The sequence below is a fragment of the Halosimplex yunnanense genome (genome assembly GCF_054504345.1).
On the sequence record NZ_JBTJEL010000031.1, the window covers coordinates 216,229 to 236,630 of the forward strand.

Here is a 20,402-nt window from a genome sequence, read left to right on the forward strand (position 1 = left end):
GGCTTTCAGTGTCTCGTCGATTCCGACACAATACGAGTCGCCTTCAAGGGCGACGGTACAGCGCAACTCTGTCGGGTCGTGAGAGACACGTTCCGTCTCCATCGCACCGGACGCGATGTACTCGAAGAGTTCCACAGCGGGATGTCCACGACCGAGACACCGTGTCGGCGGAACAGGTCGGCGACTGCGGGATGGAACACTGCGGATACCTCGACCGGCAGATGGACCGTAAACAGGCACTCCTGACAGGCGCCTCGGTGAGTGTATCGGGTCTCTCCACGGCGTTCGTGTGATTCGACCGCAGTCTCGACTGGGCCGTAACATTCGGGACAGGCGCCCCCGCGGAGTAACACGTACGCGCTCCAGGTCCGGGCGCCGAAGCTTTCAATCACCTCCGATGGCGACCGGCCGCGCGCTTGGCTCCGGGGAAAGTAGTCGGTGACGAGGACCGAGTCGCAGCCCTCGCACCTGACGAGGAACTGCTCGTCTTCCAGACTCGCGCGAAGCGACCGTTCCTCGCAGAACACGCACGCGCCGTCGACGGCCCTGTCCTCGAAGGTCGACGTGCTCTCGTACAGCCCGGAGAGGACCGTTCGTACGATCCTGTGACCGCTGTACGTGAGTCGATACCCGTCCGGCGTCTCGCTGACGAACTGTCCGACGAGTTGATCGAGGTGATACGAGAACTGCGACGAGCTCTCGATGTCGATCGCCTCGTGAAGTGCACTGAACGTCAGCGTCTGCCACTGCTGCTGGTGTTTCCACGCTGCGGCCGCCAGGGCGAACAGGATCTCCAGTCGCTGCCGGTTCCCGAGCGCTGCGATAGCGTCGACCACCTCCTGCGTGACCTCACCGCCGCGAACTCCGTCATCCATCGGTCGCAACTCTGTGCGCCGCCCCTATGAAAGGGCACTCCGCCAGACGAAACGGAAACTGGCTCCATCCGACACCCAGAAGAATCGCCGCTGGGTCGTCGGGGACCGCTCAAAGCGAGTCGAGCACGCGCTCGAACCGCTCCGAGACGTCCGCAGCGATCGGGTCGAGTTCCGGGTTGTCGGTGATACCGACGAGTTTCGCCGGGTCGACCGCGCTCACCGCGACCGGTCCGTCGTCGGTCTCGTACACGACGACGTTACACGGGAGGAGCGCTCCCAGTTCGAGTTCGTCTCCGAGTCCGTCGTACGCCAGTTGCGGATTGCACGCGCCGAGGATCCGGTACTGGCGGAACTCCTCGTCGAGTTTTTTCGCGAACGTCGCCTGAACGTCGATGTCACAGAGTACTCCGAATCCCTCGTCTTCCAGGGCGCCTATCGTCCGCTCGACGACGTCGTCGAACTCGCCGTCCACCGTAGTTTGTATTGTATATCCCATACTCAACAATACTATCGCAGCGGTAATGACTGTTGGGTCGGCCTCGGACTGCCGAGTCAGAACGATCAGATACGCCCTCGGTCGCTGGTTGGGAGAACTGCGGTGGAGCGTGATCGATGAGCGTCGGTTCGAAAACGAGATCGGTTCTCATCGTTTTCGGAGATCTTCAGCGCGAAGTTCGCCCCGCGCGTGCCAGGTCCGCGGCCGGAACGCGATGGCGAGTGCGACCGCGTAGAAGGCGCCGACGAGTCCGACGACGACGGGACCGGGAATCGTCCCGATGGCCGCCGTTTCGGTCCACCGTTCGGGCGCGAACGCAGTGATTCGGACGATCCATGCGGCAAGTAGCACGACGAACAGCGGAAGGTAGACGCGCCGCAAGCGGTGAGCGATCGCCTCTTCGGCGGCGATCTTGAGTGTCGGCGTCCGGTAGTCGTCGCCGAGCCGCACCCGCCACTCCTCGTCGGCGACGCCGCCCTCGGGATCGAGGCCGTACGCCCAGACGTTCTCCTGGAGCGTGCGGACGCGCGACCGCCAGATATCGTAGCCCCGATAGCGTCGCGCTTCGATGACGAGAAAGACCGTCAGCGTCGCGACACCGATGAGGACGATGTAGTGCGGATTGTTCGGACTGGAGAACGCCCACGTGAGCAGCGCCGCGATCACGATGACCGCCCAGTTGGTCGTCCTGTCGAGTCGTTCACGCCAGAATTTCATCCGGTGGATCTCACCGCGATAGAGGTGCGCCATCGCAGAACTCGGTCCCATCTCCTCGTCGAGAAGGCCCGACCCGACGTACGGCGACGCCGTTTCCTCGGGTACCTGTCCAGTATCATTCGCTTCGGGACGCTGTCCCGGTTCGTCCTCCGGTGGCGAAGTCATCCGAGCGGGAACACCCCCGTCTGGAAGGACGTATCCGTGATTGGGTCACCGGTCGTATCGAACTCGTCCACAGCGTCGTTGGGTTCTGTATTGTCCATGATCTGCAATCCCTGTGTCGCATCTACGGCCTCGCGAGCGGAGAACGGGGGCGTCACACGAGGAGCTGAACGTCGGCCTCGGCCATGTCCTGGAGCGCCGTCGCGGCGCCCACACCGGTGGTGACACCGTCGTAGAAGTCCTCCTCGTCGTAGCCCATCAGCTCGACAGTCATCTGGCAGGCCTGGAACTCCACACCCATGTCCAGGGAGGTTTCGATGAGTTCCTCGATCGATGCAGTCTCGTTCTCCTCGATTTTCCGCTCCATCAGCTTCGTCGTCACGCGGTCCATCCCGGGAAGCGCACCGACGACGTTCGGGACGGGCATGTTGGGATTGCCGACGGCACTCAACTTGAGGTGCTTCGAACGCTCCTCGTGAAGGATTTCCAGCCCCCAGAACGTGTGGAAGACAGTCACTTCGTAGCCGAAGGCGGCCGCAGTGCTGGCGAGAATCAGCGGCGGGTAGGCCATATCGAGCGTCCCCTTCGTCGCGATGATCGACATCTTCTGCTGGCCATCGCCGGAATCGCTGGTCGCCTCGGCGAGCCGCGTTTCGAGGTCCTCCACGCGGGCTGCCAACGCCGCGCGCGTCGGAACCGCTTCCGTGGTCTGATCGCCGTCCTCGGCCGTCGCGTCAGGCGGTTCGGTGCTCATCTTCACTCCTCCTTGCGCACGTAGTGCCTGTACACGTCGCCGTCCTCGACCTGCTCGAGGAGTTCCACGTCGGCCGTGCTGTCCGCCCAGCCGTCGATGTCGCTCATGCTGCCGGAATCGGTCGCTAACACCTCGAGAACGTCGTCCGTCTCGAGTTCGTCGACTGCAGACCTGGTCTTGACGACCGGCATGGGGCACGATTCACCTTTCACGTCGAGCGTCTCCGTGACGTCAAATTCTGAGCTCATTGGTTAGTTGCTCCAGTGCTTCGTATTGGAGCCAATTCACAATATTGTACGATTCTGCAAAAATATATCGGTTGTGGTCGGCCCCACAGACCAACACATTTAGCCAATAATTGCGCATAAGGAACCATTAGCCAGAAATCCCCACACTGAACCGACACAGCATGCGCGACACAATATTGTTTGATCCAGTAAATACTATGCAAACACTTTTGTGAATCCTTCCGTTACCCTATGGCGTACACCATGAACGCAGCAGACTTTCCGACGCCGGCTGTCGAGGTCGGTTCGATCGAGCCGGAGACGCTGAAAGCGCAGATCGACGAGGGGGAGGACCTCGTGCTCCTCGACACGCGGATGAACTCGGAGTACGAGGAGTGGCGCATCGACGGCGAGACCGTCGAGTCGATCAACGTCCCCTACTTCGAGTTCCTCAACGACGAGATCGACGATGAGATCCTCGCACGAGTCCCAGACGACCGCGAGATCACGGTCGTCTGCGCGAAGGGCGGTTCCAGCGAGTACGTCGCCGGCGAACTCATCGAGCGCGGCTACGATGTCCGCCACCTCGAAGACGGCATGAACGGCTGGGCGAGCATCTACGAGGCCGTCGAGGTCGAGGGGTACGACGGGGCTGGCACGCTGGTACAGTACCAGCGTCCTTCCTCGGGTTGTCTGGGCTACCTGCTGTACGACGGCGATGAAGCTGCCGTTGTCGACCCCCTCCGTGCGTTCTCCGACCGCTACCTCGAAGACGCCGAGGAACTGGGTGTCGAACTGACGTACGCGCTGGACACGCACATCCACGCGGACCACATCTCGGGCGTCCGAACCCTCCACGACGAGGGGGTCGAGGGCGTGATCCCCGAGGCCGCGGTCGACCGCGGCGTCACCGACGCCGACGAACTCACCGCCGCTGCGGACGGCGACGAGTTCGGAGTCGGCGACGCTACCATCGAGTCGATCGCCACGCCCGGACACACCACGGGCATGACCTCGTACTTGATCGACGACGGGCTGCTCGCAACTGGTGACGGGCTGTTCGTCGAGAGCGTCGCCCGCCCCGACCTCGAAGAGGGCGACGAGGGCGCACCCGAGGCCGCCCGAATGCTCTACGAATCGCTACAGGAGCGGATCCTGTCGCTGCCGGACGACACTCTCGTCGGTGGCGCCCACTTTAGCAACGCGGCCGAGCCCGCCGCCGACGGCAGCTTCACCGCGCCGCTCGGAACCCTCGTCGCAGAGATGGACGCACTGACGATGACCGAGGACGAATTCGTCGACCTGATCCTCACGGACATGCCACCCCGGCCGGCCAACTACGAGGCGATCATCGCGACGAACCTCGGCCAGAACGAGGTCGACGACGAGGAGGCGTTCACGCTCGAACTCGGCCCGAACAACTGCGCCGCGAGTCAGGAATCGCTCGCCGGTGACTAGAGTCACCGACGATGACTGATCTCGTCGTGCTGCAGCTGGCCACCGAACTGTTCCCCGACGGGATCAGCCGCTACGCCGTCGGCGGCCTGCTCGTCGGTCTCGGGACCGTCGTGATTTACCTCGGCACCGGGATCCCGGCTGGGGCGAGCACGTTCCTGGAGTCGACGCTCTCGTACGTCTCCGACCGACCGCAGTTTCAGCAGTACGTCGCCTCGCGGGACTGGCGGCTCGTGTTCACGGCGGGGATCGTCCTTGGCGCGCTGGCGTTCGCGGCGACCGTCCAGTCCGGCGTCGTCACGACGTCGCTGTACGAACCCGGTACGACCGGCGACCTGTACGAAGTCGCCGGCATCACGTTGTGGTCGACCGACGTCCAGCCCTGGCGGCTATTCGTCGGCGGCGTCCTGGTGGGGATCGGGACCCGGGTCGGCAAGGGCTGTACGTCCGGCCACGGCGTCTGTGGCGTCGGTTCAGCGTCGAAGACGTCGCTGATAGGGGTGTTGACGTTTCTGACCGTTGCGATCGGGACGGCACAGGTCGTCGCCGCGCTCGGGGTGTCACCGTAACGATGAGCGGAAAACGGCACCCGTTGTTCAAACCGCTGATCTTCGTCGGCGGCCTGATCTTCGGGTTCGGGCTCGGGTTCAGCCAGATGGCGCGCCCGGAGGTCGTGCTCGATTTCCTCCAGTTCGAGGACTTCGGGCTGCTGTTCGTGATGTTCGGCGCCGCGGTGGTATCGGGGACCGCCTTCGCGTTGCTTCCCCGGGTCCGTGATCGCGCACCGCTGACCGGCGACGCGTACGAGCGGCGCCTGAAGCCGTTCGACCGCAACGTCCTGATCGGTGGCGCGATCTTCGGCGTCGGCTGGGGCCTATCGGGCATCTGCCCCGGCGCGGCGTACGCCAGTCTCGGGGTCGGCAACGTCGCGATCCTCTGGGCGCTGGCCGGCATGTTCGTCGGCGCCTACGTTCAGGGCTACTGGCGCAGTCGCTCGCTCGACGCAACACCGGCGACACGAAGCGCCGACTGACCGCCCGGCGTCGGGGTCGCTGATCGCGAGGACACCAGTCGACCACCGTCTCGGTCCGCCGTCGGCGGTGCCCGGGGACACCCGTCCGCACCTATCCGTAGCGTGCACGCGATTGTGCGCTCCCTACACAAGTCTTTTAACCAGCTCGTCCATACCTCTACGAGAGAACAATGCCGGATTCGATGTCGGAGCAACTGCAGCAGGACATGGAGTGTGAGGGGCTACTCGAGTGTTTCCACGGGTTGAAGCAACTCGACAAGGAGTGTTTCAGAGCGTTGGTCGAGGCCGAAGAACCGCTCACCGTGGACGAGATCGCCGCAGCGGTCGATCGCGAGCGCTCGACCGCCTACCGGGCCGTCCAGCGGCTCCTCCAGACGGGGTTCATCCAGAAAGACCAGGTCAACTACGATCAGGGCGGGTACTACCACGTCTACTCGCCGACCGACCCCTCCAAGATCGCCGACGACATGCAGCGTCTGCTCAACGACTGGTACGCCAAGATGGGTCAGCTCATCCAGGAGTTCGAAACCAAGTACGAGCAGACCGACGCGGCGGCTCAGTCGGCCGAAAGCTAACGCGGTCGCCCCAGCGCAGTTCTCCGTCGATCGTCCACCGGATCGTTCGAACGCTCGCTTCTGCCGAGTTTGCCTGGTACACTCCCATCGAAACTCGCTCCCGAGAACATCTCCCGCGTAACCGGTTCAATACTCCCGAAACAGCGCCGAACAGCGCACTCACCGGACGCAACGTTGAGGACCTGTCCAGTACTTTTCGCCCACCAATATTGTATGATATACACACAACCCTTAACTATTGCCGGTGCGTACGATGGAGTGATGGCAACCGACACTGCAACCGATGGAAGTGCAGAAACGCCGAACGAGCCAGTCCACGTGGACGGCGAGTCAGAACTCGATGCCCTGGTCGATGGCACCAGCATCGTTCTCGCGGACTTCTACGCCGACTGGTGCGGTCCATGCCGGATGCTCGAACCCGTCGTCGAGCGACTCGCCGCGGAGACCGATGCCGCGGTCGCGAAGATCGACGTCGACGCAAACCAACCACTCGCCGGTGCGTACGGCGTCCGCGGTGTCCCGACCCTGGTCCTGTTCGCCGACGGCGAGCAGGTCGAAGAAGTCGTCGGCGCGCAGAGTGAGGAACAGCTCCGCTCGCTGATCGAGCGGTACGCCGAGTAAATGTCCGGAACCCCGAGGGACCTCGTCGTCGCCGGGTCGGGCGTTGCCGGCCTCTCGGCAGCGATCTACGCTTCTCGAGCGGACCTGGCACCGCTCGTACTCGAGGGCGACGAGCCCGGCGGCCAGCTGACGCTGACGACCGACGTCGAGAACTACCTCGGATTCCCCGAGGGCGTCGACGGCATCGAGCTGATCCAGCGCGGGAAAGAGCAGGCCGAGCGGTTCGGCGCCGAGTTCCAGCGCGGCAGCATCGAGTCCGCCGACCTGAACGGGCAGCCGCTGGAGTTGTCGCTGTCGACCGGAGAGACGCTTCGAACCCGCGCGCTGATCGTGGCTACTGGCGCCAGCGCACGCTGGGTCGGCGCCGACGGCGAAGACGAGTTGATGGGACACGGGCTCTCGACGTGTGCGACCTGCGACGGCGCGTTCCATCGTGGCGACGACGTGCTCGTCGTCGGGGGCGGCGACAGCGCGATGGAGGAAGCGCTCTTCCTCGCGAAATTCGCCGACACTGTGACGGTCGTCCACCGGCGTGACGAACTCCGGGCTTCCGAGATCATGACCGAACGGGCCCGCGACCACGACGCCATCGAGTTCGCCTGGAACACGGAACTCGACGCTATCGAGGGGTCACAGGACGAGGGCGTGACAGGCGCGACGCTCCTCTCACACCCAGAGGGACACCCACGTGAAAGGGCCGAAGATGGTGTGGACGTCGCAGTCGAAACCGTCGACGTCGAGGGCGTGTTCTATGCCGTCGGTCACCGCCCCAACACCGACTTCCTTCGGGACACGCCGGTCGAACTCGACGGCGATGGCTACGTCCGAACGACCGACGGGGAGCAGTGGGCAACGACGGCCGCAGCGGTCGAGGGTGTCTTCGCCGCGGGCGACGTGATGGACGCCACCTACCAGCAAGCGGTCACCGCCGCGGGAACGGGAAGTATGGCGGCGCTCGACGCCGAGACGTGGCTCGAAGCGCGCGACGCGGCGACTCGTGCCGCCGAGTCGGTATCGGTGGAGGCCGACGACTGATGGGTGCGGACGAAGAACGAAACTGGAACAGGACGGACCCGGCGACCGTCGGCGACCAGGCGGACCGGATACTCGTCTCGTTCCGGTCGCCGGAGTCGGACGCCGACTCGGACGACTGGTGGATCGCCGACAGTGACTGGTTGCGCGAAAACATGACCGAGCGGCCCTACCGCCGATACCTGCGCTGGGCCCACGCCGGTCCCGTCTCAGTCGGCGACGAGTGGAACGAGTTCGTCAACTGCGGCTGTGCGTCGCCCGAGGACGTGATCCTCCGCGTCGAGCGCGTCGATGGCGGAACGGCTATCGGATCGGAAACGACCATCGACCTCGTTCCTCGGAAGGATATCGTCGAAGCCACAGACGCCGAGCCGGTCGAAGGATCCAACACTGAATAGCGGCCATCCGTCCCGGTCTCGGACATCTGGACGAGAAGTGGTCGTCGGTAGCCCCGGCAGGCGGCACGCGAGCAACGTGGTGAACGACAATCGGTAGTAGTACCCACAGTCACGTCACAGACCGAGCGCTTCCAGCGACTGGGACGCCCGGTAGTAGCGACGCATCGAGGGAAGCCCGAGGAGAACAACGATGGCGACGCCGACGGCAGCGATCACGGGCTGAAGGAAAAAGTATCGCCGGACGACGAGGAGTTGAACGGCGATCCACACGACCGTCGCCGTCCCGAGTCCGACCCCAGCAGGCCAGGCCCAGAGCCTTCGACGAAGGAGGCCGTACGCGACAACGAACGGTCCGACGCCTAACACCCACAGGAGAACGAGGCCCGGGAGGAGGTAATCGCTAAAAATCGTGTCCCGAATCCACGCAGATGGGAGTCCGAGCACTCCACCGGACGGATCAAAGATTAGACTACTGCCACCGTAGAGGGCGCCGATCCCTAAAAACAGGAGACACCCCAGTAAGAGACGGGTCCATTTCGGGCTGACATCCGGAGACTGCGCCTCTGGGGGTATCGATTTGTCCGATAAGATGCACAGGGCGACAGGCGTTATTTATTCGTATCCTATCTCGACAGGGCCGTTCGGATCGGGCCATCGGATTCAGAAAGGCGGCTTCCAAACGGAGAGCGACGACAGTAACCACTCAGTAACTGGTCCCGGGCGATCGGGGCGGCCCGCTCATCCGGTCTTGCTGTCGGACTCGTGACTCTCAGGGTCCTGCCCGATATCGATACTCGGGCTGTAGAACGCTGATTTCACATGACCACAGCAGCCACCCGTCGGCATCGATTGATCCGATCGCTGGAGGTATCGATCCGCTCTTCTCCGCCGTGCGTAAATACAGGGCGCGTATTCAGCGCGCGATTCGCGACCAAGAGAGGATATCCTGACGCTTAGTCTGCAGATACGGACTTCAGGACAAACATACAACAGGACTGGTATGGCATCCTTCGTAGTTGTCTACGGAACGGGCGAGGGTCAAACAGCCAAAGTGGCCGAACGAATCGTCACGGTCCTCACGGACAGAGGTCACGATGCGACGACGATCCATGTCGCCGACGAGCCTGACCCCAACGTCTCTGACTTCGACGCGGTGCTCGTGGGCGCGTCGATCCACGCCGGCAAGCACCAATCAGCGGTCAAGCAGTTCGTGACGGCGGCACGCACGGCGCTCTCGGACCGCCCGACGGGCTTCTTCCAGGTTTCGCTGTCGTCGGCGACGGACGAAGGGCAGGAACAGGCGGCGAGTTACGTCGAGAACTTTATGGAAGAGACCGGCTGGGATCCCGACAGGATCGGGCAGTTCGGTGGCGCGCTGGCCTACTCACGATACGGGTTCCTGAAGCGCCTGTTCATGAAACAGATTATCAAGCGGACCATGCCCGACGTTTCGACGAGTGAAGACGTGGAGTTCACCGATTGGAAAGACGTGGAGGCCTTTGCCGCGGACTTCGCGGCGTTCGTCGAAGGACGACTCGGGATCAGCCCGCCAACTGTGGCGGCTGGATCGACCGTCGACGAGTGAGCGCTAGTACCGACGATGGCGGAACGCCAGATGCCCGCAACGTCGGACAGACGGAGTGGCAGCGGCTGTATAAAGCCGGTAGTGTTGCTGCGCTCCTCGCAGCACTGATCTTCAGGCGGAATCTCGGCCCGGAGGTGTCCCTGTTCGTCTCTCGTCAGCAACCGGCCACTGTCGATGGCTGGTATTCGCTCTTGCAGGCTCGGCCCCTCCTCGGTCTTCTCTACCTCGATTTCTTCGACGTCGTCAATTGCGTGCTCGTCGGCCTCGTCTTCCTCGCATTGTTCGCTGCCCTGCGGCCTATCGACCGGTCTCTCAGCCTCGTTGGGGTCGCGGCTGGGCTGGCTGGAGTCGTGGTCTGCATCACGTCGAATTCAGCGCTCACGATGCTTTCGCTCAGCGTCGAATATACGTCAGCGACCACGAACGCCGAACGATCGGTACTCCTGGCAGCGGGGCGAGCGACCCTCGCTTCGAACGATCCATCGGCGCCATACGCGAGTACGGGCCACGTCTGGCGGTACTTTCTCCTCGCAGTTGGGGTATCGACCTTCTCCGTAGCCATGCGACGGAGCGGCGACTTCAGCAACGTGACCGCAGCGATCGGGATGTTGGCCGCGATCTTCGACTTGGCGTACGTCGGGTCGTTCGCGTTCGTTGCGGGCGTCGCGATCTACCTGTTGCCTGTCGCCGGCCTCTCGCTCGTCCTCTGGCAAATCCTGGTTGGCGTCCGCCTCTATCGACTCGGAACCCGGAACTCCGGTGGTGGGAAATCTCCGAGGTCGAACCAGAACTGACCCACGAGTTGGGCCGAACAAATCGATGGATCGGTCTCCGGAGGGTAACTTGTGGATTGTGGAGACTCCGGTCGAAGTAGAGTGAGTCCGTGCAGCCATCGTAGTGCCACCCCGTTCGTAGTAGCTCGAGCCCGCCGACATTGCCAGTTCCCGAAGCCAACCGCGTTCGCTCAGTTCACCGACCGATAGTCCCCTGCCGCGTGATCGGGGCATCGGGGTCGATGCGGAAGGCCACGACCACCGAGTCCTCACGGGCGGTGATCGGCACGTCGGTCCCGTCGACGAGGAGGCCGCTCTCGGTTTTCTCGAAGTCCGTGCCGTCGGCCTCGATCGCCCCCTCGAAGACGTAGAAGTACGTGTCCGACGCCGGCTCGCTGGGCAGGTCGACGGTCGCTCCCTCGTCGAGGCGCACGTCGTACAGGTCGACCTCGTTGCGCACGGTGAACGGCACGTCCGATCCCTCGGGACCGAAGACGTGCCGCCACTCGTTGGCGACCGGGTCGGGGAGCGGGCTGTGCCGGATTCCCGGTTCGAGGTCGAGGCTGTGCGGCCGGACGAAGATCTGGAGCATCCGCAACGGCGGATCCTCGGCGAGCGTTTGCTCCGCGTGCCAGAAGCCGCTCCCGGCGTTCATCACCAGCAGGTGTTCGGAGTCGGTGACCAGATCGTTGCCCTGTCAGTCGTCGTGGCGCATCACGCCCGCGGGCACCCAGGAGACGATTTCCTCGTTGCGGTGCTGGTGCATCGAGATGAGCGTGTCCGGGTCCATGAACGACTCGACGACGGTCGCGAGCGGCCCGTAGCCGTGGTCGTCGTGGTCCGGGTGGTTCCGACCGGGGAAGTTGAAGCGAGTCCGGAACGTGCCCTGATTCTGCGTAACCTCCGAGCGCGGCGCTTTGTGGAGTTTCGGGGTCGATTCGGATTCCATGCGATTGGTTGTCTTCCGGTAGTGACCCGAGACACAAAAGGTGCGCGTGCTGCCCACGAGACCCTTCGTTCGGGTCGTGTTCAGTGACGCGTGAAAGGTGAGGGGACGTATTTCTTGGTTCCTACGCCAGAAATCAGCCGCCTCAGTGGACAGAGAGACTGGACCGGTTTGGATCTCGGTGTTCATTCGCACCTTGCGGACTCTCGCTGTCGAATACCGTCGAACTACTCGAAGATCTGTCTATTAGAAGGATACAGGGTACAGGTATACAGCATAGAGTAACTCATGACAGTAAAGGAGTACAGCTGAGAATGAAGACACGGATACTCCTGCTTGTCGTCGCGGGTTCGATCGCAATCAGCGGCTGTCCCGCTGGGGACTCGGGAGGCAGTATTAACTTCAGTGGAGAACTGAACGCGACAGAGTCACAGTTCACCCTTAGCGGGGAAGTTACAAACACGGGATATACAGATACAGTTTACCGGAACGTCTCGGTGTATCTCTTCACCGCGAACGGGACCGTGATCGATTCTGAAAACATCGGTGAACTGGGCAGATCGACTGCTGTCTCCATGACTACCAACAGGACTCCAAAACACGTGATAGTACACTCACCGAGTTTCTGGGCGGACGAAAATATCGACGTGAGCTATTACGAGTTCGTCAAGGATTCCCAATCGCCGGATGGCATCTACACCGAACGAAGCGTCTCGAACGAAACCGAATTGCCAGTTGTCGTTCCGGCCGCTACCGGGAAAGTATGAGTCCGAGCTACAGATCACCGGGGGATAGATTACCCGTCCAATCGGTTGAGAGACGGCTATGTGGATAGCAACGGCGGTTCGGTAGCGGCCAGACGACCGGGACCGGCGGGTCGTGCAAGAGTTTATACCAAAAAGCGCGGCCAAACCGGAGTAGATGTCTACAGAGCGACTCGAACTCGCCGACCGGGGGGACGGCGGTGCAGTCGCGCCACCGCTGCCGCCGGACGACCCCGAGGCGTGGTACGCACCCGACGTCCGGTCGCAGCGGGAAGTCGCGCCGGGCGTCGTCGTGACGATTCGCGAGACTGAATCCGACTTCTCTTACGAGGTTCGTGGCCCCTCCCTCACCGACGGCCAGCGCGAGCAACTCGACCGCGTCCTCTCGTATTTTGCCGACGCAAGCCTCGAACGGCCGCGGACCCGCGAAGGCGCCGTCGAGCGGATGGCCGAGGGGTTCGACCAGAAGCACAGGCGGGTGATCGACCGGTTAGTCGACGCCTCGCCGACCGGACGGCGGCGCATCGAGTACCACGCACTCGCCGAACTCGGCTGTCTCGGCCAGCTCACACCGTACGCCCTCGACGACCGCATCGACGTCGCCGACGTCGCAGACGACCAGGTCGTCGTCCACACCGAAGACTTCGCGCCTGCTGAGACAGACTTACCACCGGACCCGGAGTTCCTCGACCGCTTCGCCAGCGAGCGACTGGATCGCCACACCGTCGCGTTCCACGGGTTCGAAATTCCAGTCGTCGTCTACCGGGAGAACATCCTCGGCACAGACAGTTTCATCACGAAATATGCAGTCCGCGAACCCGACCTCCTGCCGGGCGACCCCGAACTGATCGCCGAGTGCAAAGAGCGGATCTGGGAGACCGACGTCGACGGAGTCGTTGAGGACGAGGCGGCGTTCGTCCGCGAGCGGGCAAGCGATCTACTCTCGCGGCGACTCACGGCCCGAAACACGCGCGCCTGGCTCGACGTAACCCGCCATCGAGTCCGGACCGTACTCGCCGAGTGGGGACTGGCGATCCCTCCCATCGACGACCGGTACGCCGACGATCGGCTCGACGATCTCGTCTACTACGTCCTCCGGGACTACGTCGGCTACGGGAAACTGACGGTCCCGATCCGCGACGACCTCCTCGAAGACATCGAGGCCAACCGCGTCGGCGAACGCGTCAAGGTCGTCCCGCGTGACGAGGTGGGACACACCGAGCGGATCCCGACGAACCTCGCCTTCGACGACGAGAGCGAGTTCGTCAACGTCGTGAAACAACTCGCCGCCGACGACGGGACCGAACTCAACGCGTCGAACCCGAGTGCGAAGGTGAATCTCAGCCCGCCCGGCGTCGACGAGACGATTCGGTGTGCCGTTGCGCTTCCGACCGTCAGCGAAGACGGACCGCACATCTCCATCCGCAAGCAGGCGCCCGACGTGATGACGCCCGTCGACCTGCTCCAACGGGACAGTCTCCCGACGGAACTTGTCGCCCTGCTCTGGCAGCTCTACGAGAATCAGGGGGTCGTCCTCTTCTGCGGCCCGACCGGCGTCGGGAAGACGACGCTGATGAACGCCCACATGCCGTTCATCAGCTTCCGCGACAGACCGGTGAGCATCGACGAAGGGTCCCGAGAAGTGTGGCTCCCCCACGAGACCGGAGTCTCGCTCACCACGCGCGAGCATCAGGACGAGTACAAACGCGTGACGATGGCCGACCTCATGACCGAGACGAACTACCTGAATCCCGACGTGGAACTCATCGCGGAGATCAATACGCCGGAGAGCTTCGAGACGTTCGCTGAGGTATTGAATACCGGTCACGGCGTGATCGGGACGACTCACGCCGCGGACGTCGAGACGCTCGTCAATCGCGTCGTCGAACAGAACGTCCCCACGTATCTCCTCGACGAGATCGATCTACTGGTCTTCCCGCGGAACGTCGACGGCGACCGGTACGTCGGTGAGGTCGTGGAATTCGTCGACGAGACCACGTTCCGCGACCTCGAACGCGAACGGGCTGACGAAGCCTGTGGGGTCGTCCGCAAGGGGGAGACCACGGTCTACTGGAACGCCGTCGCGAGACGGACTCACGACGGCGGATACGACCTCGCGTACGAACATCCCGATCTCGGAGACGGCGAGCGACAGGTTCAAACGGAGGTGTTCGAGCGGCTCGCCGGATTGACCGACAGCCCAGTCGCCGACGTCGAAGACGCGTTCCACCGCAGACACCGCTACGTCAAGTACCTCGAACGCGAGAACGTGACGGACGGGAACGAGTTGTTCGCGTTCCTCGCCGACCTCGAAACGAACGAAGCGGCCACCGTCGAGCGGATCCGCAAGCGGACGACGGCTCGACGGACCGAACCCGACGGGATGGATTCCGGCGGAGAAGCGCCCGGTAATTCCACACTCCGGCAGCGGAGTGCGGAGATCACGCTCGACGAGGCGGCCGCGACTTCCGGTGGTTCCGAACTCCCGCCGAAGTCCCGGCCACGACAGACTGGGGAGGAGGAGCCAGAGGTGGACTCCGATGGCGACTGAGGACGAACAGCGGACTGGCACCGTCACCTCGCTCGCGTTCGTCGATCGCGCCCTCTATGCGCTTTTCTCTCGACGCGCCGACAGCGCGAAACACGATCGCGACCGGCACAGGTACCGAGCAGCGAGCCTCGGGACCAGTTTCGACGTCTACATCTCGCGAGTGTACGGCCTCTCGTGGGCGGTCGCCGGGCTGGCGTTCGCGCTCACTACGACTCTGGTGTTGGTCCTCCCCACAGGTACGCTCGAGACGGCAGTCGGATTCGTTCACCAGGCCGTTCCCGTTCTCGACCGTCTCGCGCTTCCACGGGTCCCGTCGGTGGTCGTCGCCGTCGCGATAGCCGCAGTGATGGCTGGGGTCATCAGATGGGGCGTCGTTCGAACCGGAGGCGCCTATCTCCGCTGGCAGGCCGACGCGCGGCGAGCGGACATCGAGACGACGCTCCCCGGAGCAGTGCGGTATCTCCGGGTACTCGCGTCCGGCAGTAGCGACCAGCGGACGATGCTCCAGCGCGTCGCCGACCAGGAGGCCTACGGCGAAACGGCGACCGCCTTCCGACGGGTACTCAACGAGGCTGCGCTCACCGGCAGCCTCGACGCCGGACTCGAGCTCGTCGCCCGTGATACGCCCTCTCGAGACCAGCTCGCGCCGTTTCTATTGAAATACCGGGAACACGCAAACCAGGGGACGGACGCACTCGCCGAGTACCTCCGCATGGAGAGCCGGCTCCTCTCACACCAGCAGTCCCGAACCCACGACAGGGTCGCCGGCTACCTGGAACTGCTGGCTGAGCTGTTCGTCGTCCTGCTGGTGTTTCCCGCTCTGACCGTCCTCATTATCACAGTCATGAGCGTCCTCGCGCCTGGACTGTCACGGGAGATCGTGACGCCGCTCGGCATCGTGACCGTTCGGGAGGTCCTGATTTACAGCGCAATCGCGTTCGTCCTCGGCGTCGGTATCGCGACGGCCGCGATCGTCGCTAGCCTCCGGCCGAACCAACACGCGATCCCTCGCTACGACCTCCCGAATGGGATTACCGAACTGGTCAGGACTGCTCCGGTGAATCCCGCGAGCGCAGCCGTCCTCTGCGGGCCCTTCGCGGTGGGACTCGGCGCCCTATTCTGGACATTAGAGTATGCTCCCGCGAACGTTCTCCTCTTGAGCTACGTCGGGTTCGGACTGCCAGTTGGATTCGTAGCGGTCCGGCGGGCACGGCTTGACGACGCGAAAGACCGCGAGATCCGCGATTTCGTCCATGCAATCGCGGGTCACGTCGCGCTCGGTCGGCCGTTCTCGGCTGCCGTCAGGGCGGTGGCCGACGAGGTCGACCACGGTGCGCTTCAGTCGGACGTCGAATCGCTCGCGTTCTCGCTCTCGTTGACGACGGACGCAGGCTCCGAGGATGGGGACGTGCGTGCGGCGGCACTTGACAAGTTCGTCGACGACGTGGGAACGCCGATGGCCGAACAGACCATCGGTCTCGTCGTCGGCGCACTCGAATCCGGAAGCGACACAGAACAGGTTTTCGAGGCCTTACAGACCGAAATTGGTCAGCTCTATCACGAGAAAAAGCGACTTCGATCGACCCTTCTCGTTTACGTCGCGGTCGGGTGGACGACGGGGCTTCTCGTCCTCGGGATCGTCGTGGCCGTCAACGCGTCGGTGCTCGACGGCTTCTCACAGCTCGCGTCGGTCTCGAACCTCGACGGCGCGGCCAGCGGGCTCGCGCTCGATCCCGACGCCGTCGAACCGGCTCGCGACCGGTGGCGCTTCTATCTCGTCACGCAGGCGACGATGCTCTCCTGTGGCTGGTTCGCTGGGATGGCAAGTCGGGGGCGCTACGAGGCACTGTTGCACTCGGCCGGACTCGTCGGCCTCGCCTACGCGGTGTTCGCGGGAGCTGGGATGCTATGAGTTCGTCGACAGATTCCCAACCTTCGACCGACGCGGGCCGCGGACAGTCGAGTGTCGTGGGCGTCGCGCTTCTTCTCGGGATGACTGTCGTCGCGCTCGGCGTCCTGACCGCCAGTGTCGGGACGATCGTCGATGGCCACGCGGCCCGGGCCGACGCCGACCGTGTCGCCGAAGACCTCCGCTCGGGGATCGAACCGGTCGAGACGACCGGTTTTCGGACGGTAGACGTTCGATTCAGCGATGGACGGCTCTTCACCGCCGAACGACAGATGCGAGTCTACGACGGGAGCGGGATGGTCGCGAGCGCCGACGTCGGGGCACTGGTCTACGAGAACGACGACCACAGGGTAGCGTCCGTGGCCGGGGCCGTCGTTCGTGGACGAACGGACAACGCCTGGTTCGTCGAACCCCCACCGGTTGTCGGGTCCGCATCGGACGACGTCCTCGTCGTCGGCATCGGGAACCTCTCGGCGAGCAACGCAGCGGTCGGCGGCGGACAGGTCGCTGCACGACTGCAGACGAACGTGACCCACGATCGCCGATCCCTGGGGAGGGGAAGCTACGAAGTCGCTATCGAAACGCGCGCACCGGCCGCGTTTGAGCGGTACTTCGCCGAACGAGGAGCGACCGTTCGACAGACGGACATCGACGGTGACGGGGTCGTCAGCGTCGTGGCGTCCTACCCGGGTACCCGTCGAGCCTACGTCGTCGACCACACCATGCGACTGGAGGTGGAACATGCGTAAACCAACCCCGGCGGCCACACGCGTGTGGGGACCGACAATCGGAATGGGGGATCGCGGGGTGACGCCAGCAGTGGGAAAGACACTTGAAATCGGGATCGTCGTCCTCTTCATCGGGTTGCTCACGACCGCACTACTCGGCAACGTCGTCCCCGGGTATCGAACGGCGACGGGTGCCGAAGTCAGTGATCGTGTTCTCGCCACTGCCGGCCAGGAGATCGAACACGCTATTCCCCCCGCTGCCCGCGAGGTGTCCGTCCGGACGGCGATAGACCTGCCAAACTCCATTGCCGGAGCGAGCTACGTGTTACGGATCGACGGCCAGACGCTCGTTCTCGACCATCCGACGGAGTCCCTGTCCGGACGACTCCGACTGTCGGTCCCGTCGCGAGTCGATCGTATCGAAGGCCGATCCGAGAGTGGTGCGCAGACGATCGTCGCCATCCGGAGCGACAGCGACGAATTAGTCGTCGAACTCGGGGACGGGGAGCCGCGATGAGCTACGATCGACCGAACAACCACAGGCCGCCGGCGGCGACCGCGCCCAGTGCGAAAAACGTCGCGCCGAGCGCTGCGAACCCGTATGCGAGCCCGACGGCCGGTGATCCAGGGAGTGCAACCACGTATACGAGCGCGGCGACGGCCCCACAGATCGCCGCGAGCATCCCGCCGAGAAACAACGGAAAATCGGGCGTCAGTTCGGCAGGCACGAACGGTCCGTCGCCCCCCTCGCCCGTAAATCCCGTCGCTCTCGGGTCCGACCTCGACTATCGGTGGTGGTTCGTATGAGCCAGTGGCTTCCGATACCAGTCAGTTCACGTGCTTTTGCGGGACAGGGTCGTGGACAGGCAAACCTCACTGCGCTGGCCGCCGCGTTGTTCGCGCTGACGACAGTGACCGTCCTCGGTGTCGCCGTCGCGAACGGGGCGTTGCTGAGTGAGATGCGTGACACCGGTGAACGGCACGCGGCGACCGCGGTTGCCGATCGGGTCGTGAGTGCGGAATCGCCGCTGACGAACCGCTCGAACGTTCTCGACCGCGGGACACTCGATACCGTAGATGCAGCGACGATGCGTACTCAGTATCCGGTGCTCGCCGATCGTTCGTTCAGGGTCACTGTCGGTGAGGAGGTTCTCGCGGCGGACGGACCACTGTCGGATGGCACGACCAGACGCCGCATCGTACTCGTCGAGCGACGGACGAACGAGACGATGACTCCGTCGTTCACGGCGACGAATCGAGTCACGCTTCCGCGACGGACGCCGTGGGTCGAGCTCGACATCAGTCCGCGCGAAAACGTGACTATCGACGGCGTCCGCGCCAACGATCGAACGGTACTCTCCGATTCCTCCGGACTCGACGGACGCTATACGGTCTCTGTCTCGCGACGGGAGACGGTTCGGTTCACCTTCCTCGCGAACGGGACCCTCGAACGCGGGGACGTAACGATCACGTACGCACCCGGGAACACCACGAAGACACAACTCGGGGTGACCGTCGATGATTGACTCGTGGGCTGACGGCAAGGAACCATCTGGACCGTCGAAAACCGAGCGTGCGCAGCTACCGATGCCTGCGGTCGAAGGCGCGCTTGCAGTGGTACTCGTTCTGGGCGTTATCGCTGGGTTCGCACTCGGCGTCTCCACGCCGAACACCGCCGAACAACAACTCGACGCCTACGCGCAGGACGCCGTGACGATTCTCGTTCAGGAACCACCCCGGCACAAAGGCGGGACTCGCCTGTCCGAGATGACACGCTCGGCGGAGGCGTTCGAACGCGAACGCAAGGCACTGGAACGGCGGGTCACCCGGATCCTACCGGATAACGTTATGTTCAGGGTCGAGACGCCCTACGGCGAGGTCGGTTACTCGAAACCCGCTCGCGTCGAGACGGGCATCGCATCCGTGCCGACACGGTCGGGGAAGCTGACGATCAGGGTGTGGTACGCGTGATCGTCCGGGATCTAACGGGACCGACTGCGGACCGTCGCGGACAGATGGTCCTGCTCGCCGGCGTCGTCGTCGCACTCGCGCTGGTCGCGATGCTCGTCGCGTACCTGCAACTCGGTTACCACGCCGACGTCACGTCGGCGGGCGCTGATGAGAACGTAGTCCGGAACGGACAGTCGTATCTCGAACGGACGACTCACAGGGCTGCCCGTTCTCTCCGTGGAGAGTACACGTGGGACGAGCGGGGGCAGGCCGTCACCGCCGCGCGGGACCGCATCGAACCGCAACTCGCCGAACTACAGCGTGCCCACGTCGAATCGGGGATCGTCGTCACGGCGACGTTCAACGAGACCATCGCCCGGCAGTGGGAAAGCGCCAACTGTCCCAGTGGACCCGGGCGAGAGTTTGGCTCTTGTGAGGCCGATCGCGGCATCGTCATTCAGGAACGCAATCGGCGAACGCTCGTTCTCGCCGTCGGCTACGACCTCGAGACCACGACGGACGACGAGCGATCCCGGCTCTCGTTCGCCGTCGAATCGGTCGATTGACCCACCGTCCAGTCCGATATTTAGAGTCAATAACCCCGAAATAAGCAGTTTCCACGGAGAACGCGTCGGGTCCTGTCTCAAGAAGCGAAGAAAGATGCCCACCGCAGCGTCGCCTCAGCCTTCGATGCGGGAGACGATGGTGTCGTACTGGTCGGCGACTTCGTCCCAGTCGACGACTTCGAAGAAGGCGTCGATGAAGCTGCCGCGGTCGGGGCCGTAGTCGTAGTAGTAGGAGTGTTCCCAGACGTCCAGCGCGAGGATGGGGTGTGCGCCCCACAGCGCGCC

The 20,402-nt window shown here is 63.7% G+C and carries 25 protein-coding genes and 1 pseudogene; 17 read left to right on the forward strand and 9 right to left on the reverse strand.

Annotation, left to right across the window (positions count from 1 at the left end):
- Positions 1-5: 5 nt before the first annotated feature.
- The 5 genes from AB2U09_RS06820 to AB2U09_RS06840 form a co-directional block, all read right to left on the reverse strand.
- Positions 6-875, reverse strand: a complete 870-nt coding sequence (locus AB2U09_RS06820; protein ID WP_459191953.1) for a DUF7351 domain-containing protein — start codon at positions 873-875, stop codon at positions 6-8.
- 109 nt (positions 876-984) lie between these two features.
- A complete protein-coding gene (locus tag AB2U09_RS06825) occupies positions 985-1,371 on the reverse strand; it encodes a DUF302 domain-containing protein (protein ID WP_459191954.1) in 387 nt (128 codons plus the stop codon).
- Positions 1,372-1,518: 147 nt separating this feature from the next.
- Positions 1,519-2,253, reverse strand: a complete 735-nt coding sequence (locus AB2U09_RS06830) for a DUF2270 domain-containing protein (RefSeq protein WP_459191955.1) — start codon at positions 2,251-2,253, stop codon at positions 1,519-1,521.
- Positions 2,254-2,404: 151 nt separating this feature from the next.
- Positions 2,405-3,004 carry a DsrE/DsrF/DrsH-like family protein gene (locus tag AB2U09_RS06835; RefSeq protein ID WP_459191956.1) on the reverse strand — a complete coding sequence of 200 codons (600 nt, stop codon included), beginning with the start codon at positions 3,002-3,004 and terminating at the stop codon, positions 2,405-2,407.
- A 2-nt stretch (positions 3,005-3,006) separates the two neighbouring features.
- Entirely contained in the window at positions 3,007-3,252 is a 246-nt protein-coding gene (locus AB2U09_RS06840) for a sulfurtransferase TusA family protein (RefSeq protein WP_459191957.1), read from the reverse strand.
- A gap of 243 nt (positions 3,253-3,495) precedes the next feature.
- Between AB2U09_RS06840 and AB2U09_RS06845 the strand changes: the two genes are divergently transcribed.
- The 7 genes from AB2U09_RS06845 to AB2U09_RS06875 all read left to right on the forward strand — a co-directional run bounded on the left by AB2U09_RS06845 (position 3,496) and on the right by AB2U09_RS06875 (position 8,345).
- A complete protein-coding gene (locus AB2U09_RS06845) occupies positions 3,496-4,689 on the forward strand; it encodes an MBL fold metallo-hydrolase (RefSeq protein ID WP_459191958.1) in 1,194 nt (397 codons plus the stop codon).
- Positions 4,690-4,700: 11 nt separating this feature from the next.
- Positions 4,701-5,255: a YeeE/YedE family protein gene (locus tag AB2U09_RS06850; RefSeq protein ID WP_459191959.1), complete on the forward strand. Its 555-nt coding sequence runs from the start codon at positions 4,701-4,703 to the stop codon at positions 5,253-5,255.
- A gap of 2 nt (positions 5,256-5,257) precedes the next feature.
- The gene (locus AB2U09_RS06855) at positions 5,258-5,719 is read left to right on the forward strand and encodes a YeeE/YedE family protein (protein ID WP_459191960.1); all 462 of its coding nucleotides are present in this window, start codon (positions 5,258-5,260) and stop codon (positions 5,717-5,719) included.
- A gap of 170 nt (positions 5,720-5,889) precedes the next feature.
- Positions 5,890-6,294: a helix-turn-helix domain-containing protein gene (locus AB2U09_RS06860; protein ID WP_459191961.1), complete on the forward strand. Its 405-nt coding sequence runs from the start codon at positions 5,890-5,892 to the stop codon at positions 6,292-6,294.
- A gap of 261 nt (positions 6,295-6,555) precedes the next feature.
- Entirely contained in the window at positions 6,556-6,915 is a 360-nt protein-coding gene (gene trxA / locus AB2U09_RS06865) for a thioredoxin (protein ID WP_459191962.1), read from the forward strand.
- Positions 6,916-7,950, forward strand: coding sequence for an NAD(P)/FAD-dependent oxidoreductase (locus tag AB2U09_RS06870; protein WP_459191963.1), 1,035 nt, complete (start codon positions 6,916-6,918; stop codon positions 7,948-7,950). It begins immediately after the preceding gene.
- Positions 7,950-8,345 carry a DUF7968 family protein gene (locus AB2U09_RS06875; RefSeq protein ID WP_459191964.1) on the forward strand — a complete coding sequence of 132 codons (396 nt, stop codon included), beginning with the start codon at positions 7,950-7,952 and terminating at the stop codon, positions 8,343-8,345. The genes AB2U09_RS06870 and AB2U09_RS06875 overlap by 1 nt, the downstream gene beginning before the upstream one ends.
- A 114-nt stretch (positions 8,346-8,459) precedes the next feature.
- Here the strand turns inward: AB2U09_RS06875 and AB2U09_RS06880 are convergent, their stop codons facing one another.
- Positions 8,460-8,615, reverse strand: coding sequence for a hypothetical protein (locus AB2U09_RS06880; protein ID WP_459191965.1), 156 nt, complete (start codon positions 8,613-8,615; stop codon positions 8,460-8,462).
- 730 nt (positions 8,616-9,345) lie between these two features.
- Between AB2U09_RS06880 and AB2U09_RS06885 the strand changes: the two genes are divergently transcribed.
- Both AB2U09_RS06885 and AB2U09_RS06890 read left to right on the forward strand, forming a co-directional pair.
- Positions 9,346-9,930, forward strand: coding sequence for a flavodoxin domain-containing protein (locus tag AB2U09_RS06885; RefSeq protein ID WP_459191966.1), 585 nt, complete (start codon positions 9,346-9,348; stop codon positions 9,928-9,930).
- Positions 9,927-10,724, forward strand: a complete 798-nt coding sequence (locus AB2U09_RS06890; RefSeq protein WP_459191967.1) for a hypothetical protein — start codon at positions 9,927-9,929, stop codon at positions 10,722-10,724. The genes AB2U09_RS06885 and AB2U09_RS06890 overlap by 4 nt, the downstream gene beginning before the upstream one ends.
- A gap of 175 nt (positions 10,725-10,899) precedes the next feature.
- Here the strand turns inward: AB2U09_RS06890 and AB2U09_RS06895 are convergent.
- Positions 10,900-11,652 (reverse strand): annotated as a pseudogene (locus AB2U09_RS06895) (pirin family protein).
- A 311-nt stretch (positions 11,653-11,963) separates the two neighbouring features.
- Between AB2U09_RS06895 and AB2U09_RS06900 the strand changes: the two are divergent.
- From AB2U09_RS06900 to AB2U09_RS06920, 5 genes are all read left to right on the forward strand, one after another.
- On the forward strand, positions 11,964-12,416 hold the full coding sequence (locus AB2U09_RS06900; protein WP_459191968.1) for a hypothetical protein: 453 nt from the start codon (positions 11,964-11,966) through the stop codon (positions 12,414-12,416).
- 154 nt (positions 12,417-12,570) lie between these two features.
- A complete protein-coding gene (locus AB2U09_RS06905) occupies positions 12,571-14,964 on the forward strand; it encodes a type II/IV secretion system ATPase subunit (protein WP_459191969.1) in 2,394 nt (797 codons plus the stop codon).
- Positions 14,954-16,876: a type II secretion system F family protein gene (locus tag AB2U09_RS06910; RefSeq protein WP_459191970.1), complete on the forward strand. Its 1,923-nt coding sequence runs from the start codon at positions 14,954-14,956 to the stop codon at positions 16,874-16,876. Before AB2U09_RS06905 ends, AB2U09_RS06910 begins: the two co-directional genes overlap by 11 nt.
- On the forward strand, positions 16,873-17,622 hold the full coding sequence (locus AB2U09_RS06915) for a DUF7289 family protein (protein WP_459191971.1): 750 nt from the start codon (positions 16,873-16,875) through the stop codon (positions 17,620-17,622). The genes AB2U09_RS06910 and AB2U09_RS06915 overlap by 4 nt, the downstream gene beginning before the upstream one ends.
- A gap of 43 nt (positions 17,623-17,665) precedes the next feature.
- On the forward strand, positions 17,666-18,118 hold the full coding sequence (locus tag AB2U09_RS06920; protein ID WP_459191972.1) for a DUF7266 family protein: 453 nt from the start codon (positions 17,666-17,668) through the stop codon (positions 18,116-18,118).
- Position 18,119: 1 nt separating this feature from the next.
- On the opposite strand, the gene AB2U09_RS06925 is transcribed toward AB2U09_RS06920, so the two are convergent.
- A complete protein-coding gene (locus AB2U09_RS06925) occupies positions 18,120-18,329 on the reverse strand; it encodes a hypothetical protein (RefSeq protein WP_459191973.1) in 210 nt (69 codons plus the stop codon).
- A gap of 75 nt (positions 18,330-18,404) precedes the next feature.
- Between AB2U09_RS06925 and AB2U09_RS06930 the strand changes: the two genes are divergently transcribed.
- From AB2U09_RS06930 to AB2U09_RS06940, 3 genes are read left to right on the forward strand one after another with little or no spacing between them, the layout of a single operon-like run.
- Positions 18,405-19,127, forward strand: a complete 723-nt coding sequence (locus AB2U09_RS06930) for a DUF7263 family protein (RefSeq protein ID WP_459191974.1) — start codon at positions 18,405-18,407, stop codon at positions 19,125-19,127.
- A complete protein-coding gene (locus AB2U09_RS06935) occupies positions 19,120-19,572 on the forward strand; it encodes a DUF7262 family protein (protein WP_459191975.1) in 453 nt (150 codons plus the stop codon). The genes AB2U09_RS06930 and AB2U09_RS06935 overlap by 8 nt, the downstream gene beginning before the upstream one ends.
- Positions 19,569-20,117, forward strand: a complete 549-nt coding sequence (locus AB2U09_RS06940; RefSeq protein WP_459191978.1) for a DUF7261 family protein — start codon at positions 19,569-19,571, stop codon at positions 20,115-20,117. Before AB2U09_RS06935 ends, AB2U09_RS06940 begins: the two co-directional genes overlap by 4 nt.
- 114 nt (positions 20,118-20,231) lie before the next feature.
- Here the strand turns inward: AB2U09_RS06940 and AB2U09_RS06945 are convergent.
- A partial coding sequence (locus AB2U09_RS06945) for a Fe-Mn family superoxide dismutase (RefSeq protein ID WP_459191979.1) occupies positions 20,232-20,402 on the reverse strand: 171 nt, incomplete at its 5' end.

Excerpts from the sequence above, each read along its gene's own strand:
- AB2U09_RS06920 (WP_459191972.1), top strand. The coding sequence starts at position 17,666 with ATGGGGGATCGCGGGGTGACGCCAGCAGTGGGAAAGACACTTGAAATC.
- AB2U09_RS06845 (WP_459191958.1), top strand. The coding sequence starts at position 3,496 with ATGAACGCAGCAGACTTTCCGACGCCGGCTGTCGAGGTCGGTTCGATC.
- AB2U09_RS06910 (WP_459191970.1), top strand. The coding sequence starts at position 14,954 with ATGGCGACTGAGGACGAACAGCGGACTGGCACCGTCACCTCGCTCGCG.
- AB2U09_RS06835 (WP_459191956.1), bottom strand. The coding sequence starts at position 3,004 with ATGAGCACCGAACCGCCTGACGCGACGGCCGAGGACGGCGATCAGACC.
- trxA (WP_459191962.1), top strand. The coding sequence starts at position 6,556 with ATGGCAACCGACACTGCAACCGATGGAAGTGCAGAAACGCCGAACGAG.
- AB2U09_RS06900 (WP_459191968.1), top strand. The coding sequence starts at position 11,964 with ATGAAGACACGGATACTCCTGCTTGTCGTCGCGGGTTCGATCGCAATC.
- AB2U09_RS06915 (WP_459191971.1), top strand. The coding sequence starts at position 16,873 with ATGAGTTCGTCGACAGATTCCCAACCTTCGACCGACGCGGGCCGCGGA.
- AB2U09_RS06875 (WP_459191964.1), top strand. The coding sequence starts at position 7,950 with ATGGGTGCGGACGAAGAACGAAACTGGAACAGGACGGACCCGGCGACC.
- AB2U09_RS06870 (WP_459191963.1), top strand. The coding sequence starts at position 6,916 with ATGTCCGGAACCCCGAGGGACCTCGTCGTCGCCGGGTCGGGCGTTGCC.
- AB2U09_RS06820 (WP_459191953.1), bottom strand. The coding sequence starts at position 875 with ATGGATGACGGAGTTCGCGGCGGTGAGGTCACGCAGGAGGTGGTCGAC.
- AB2U09_RS06850 (WP_459191959.1), top strand. The coding sequence starts at position 4,701 with ATGACTGATCTCGTCGTGCTGCAGCTGGCCACCGAACTGTTCCCCGAC.
- AB2U09_RS06905 (WP_459191969.1), top strand. The coding sequence starts at position 12,571 with ATGTCTACAGAGCGACTCGAACTCGCCGACCGGGGGGACGGCGGTGCA.
- AB2U09_RS06830 (WP_459191955.1), bottom strand. The coding sequence starts at position 2,253 with ATGACTTCGCCACCGGAGGACGAACCGGGACAGCGTCCCGAAGCGAAT.
- AB2U09_RS06930 (WP_459191974.1), top strand. The coding sequence starts at position 18,405 with ATGAGCCAGTGGCTTCCGATACCAGTCAGTTCACGTGCTTTTGCGGGA.
- AB2U09_RS06935 (WP_459191975.1), top strand. The coding sequence starts at position 19,120 with ATGATTGACTCGTGGGCTGACGGCAAGGAACCATCTGGACCGTCGAAA.
- AB2U09_RS06860 (WP_459191961.1), top strand. The coding sequence starts at position 5,890 with ATGCCGGATTCGATGTCGGAGCAACTGCAGCAGGACATGGAGTGTGAG.
- AB2U09_RS06855 (WP_459191960.1), top strand. The coding sequence starts at position 5,258 with ATGAGCGGAAAACGGCACCCGTTGTTCAAACCGCTGATCTTCGTCGGC.
- AB2U09_RS06825 (WP_459191954.1), bottom strand. The coding sequence starts at position 1,371 with ATGGGATATACAATACAAACTACGGTGGACGGCGAGTTCGACGACGTC.
- AB2U09_RS06840 (WP_459191957.1), bottom strand. The coding sequence starts at position 3,252 with ATGAGCTCAGAATTTGACGTCACGGAGACGCTCGACGTGAAAGGTGAA.
- AB2U09_RS06885 (WP_459191966.1), top strand. The coding sequence starts at position 9,346 with ATGGCATCCTTCGTAGTTGTCTACGGAACGGGCGAGGGTCAAACAGCC.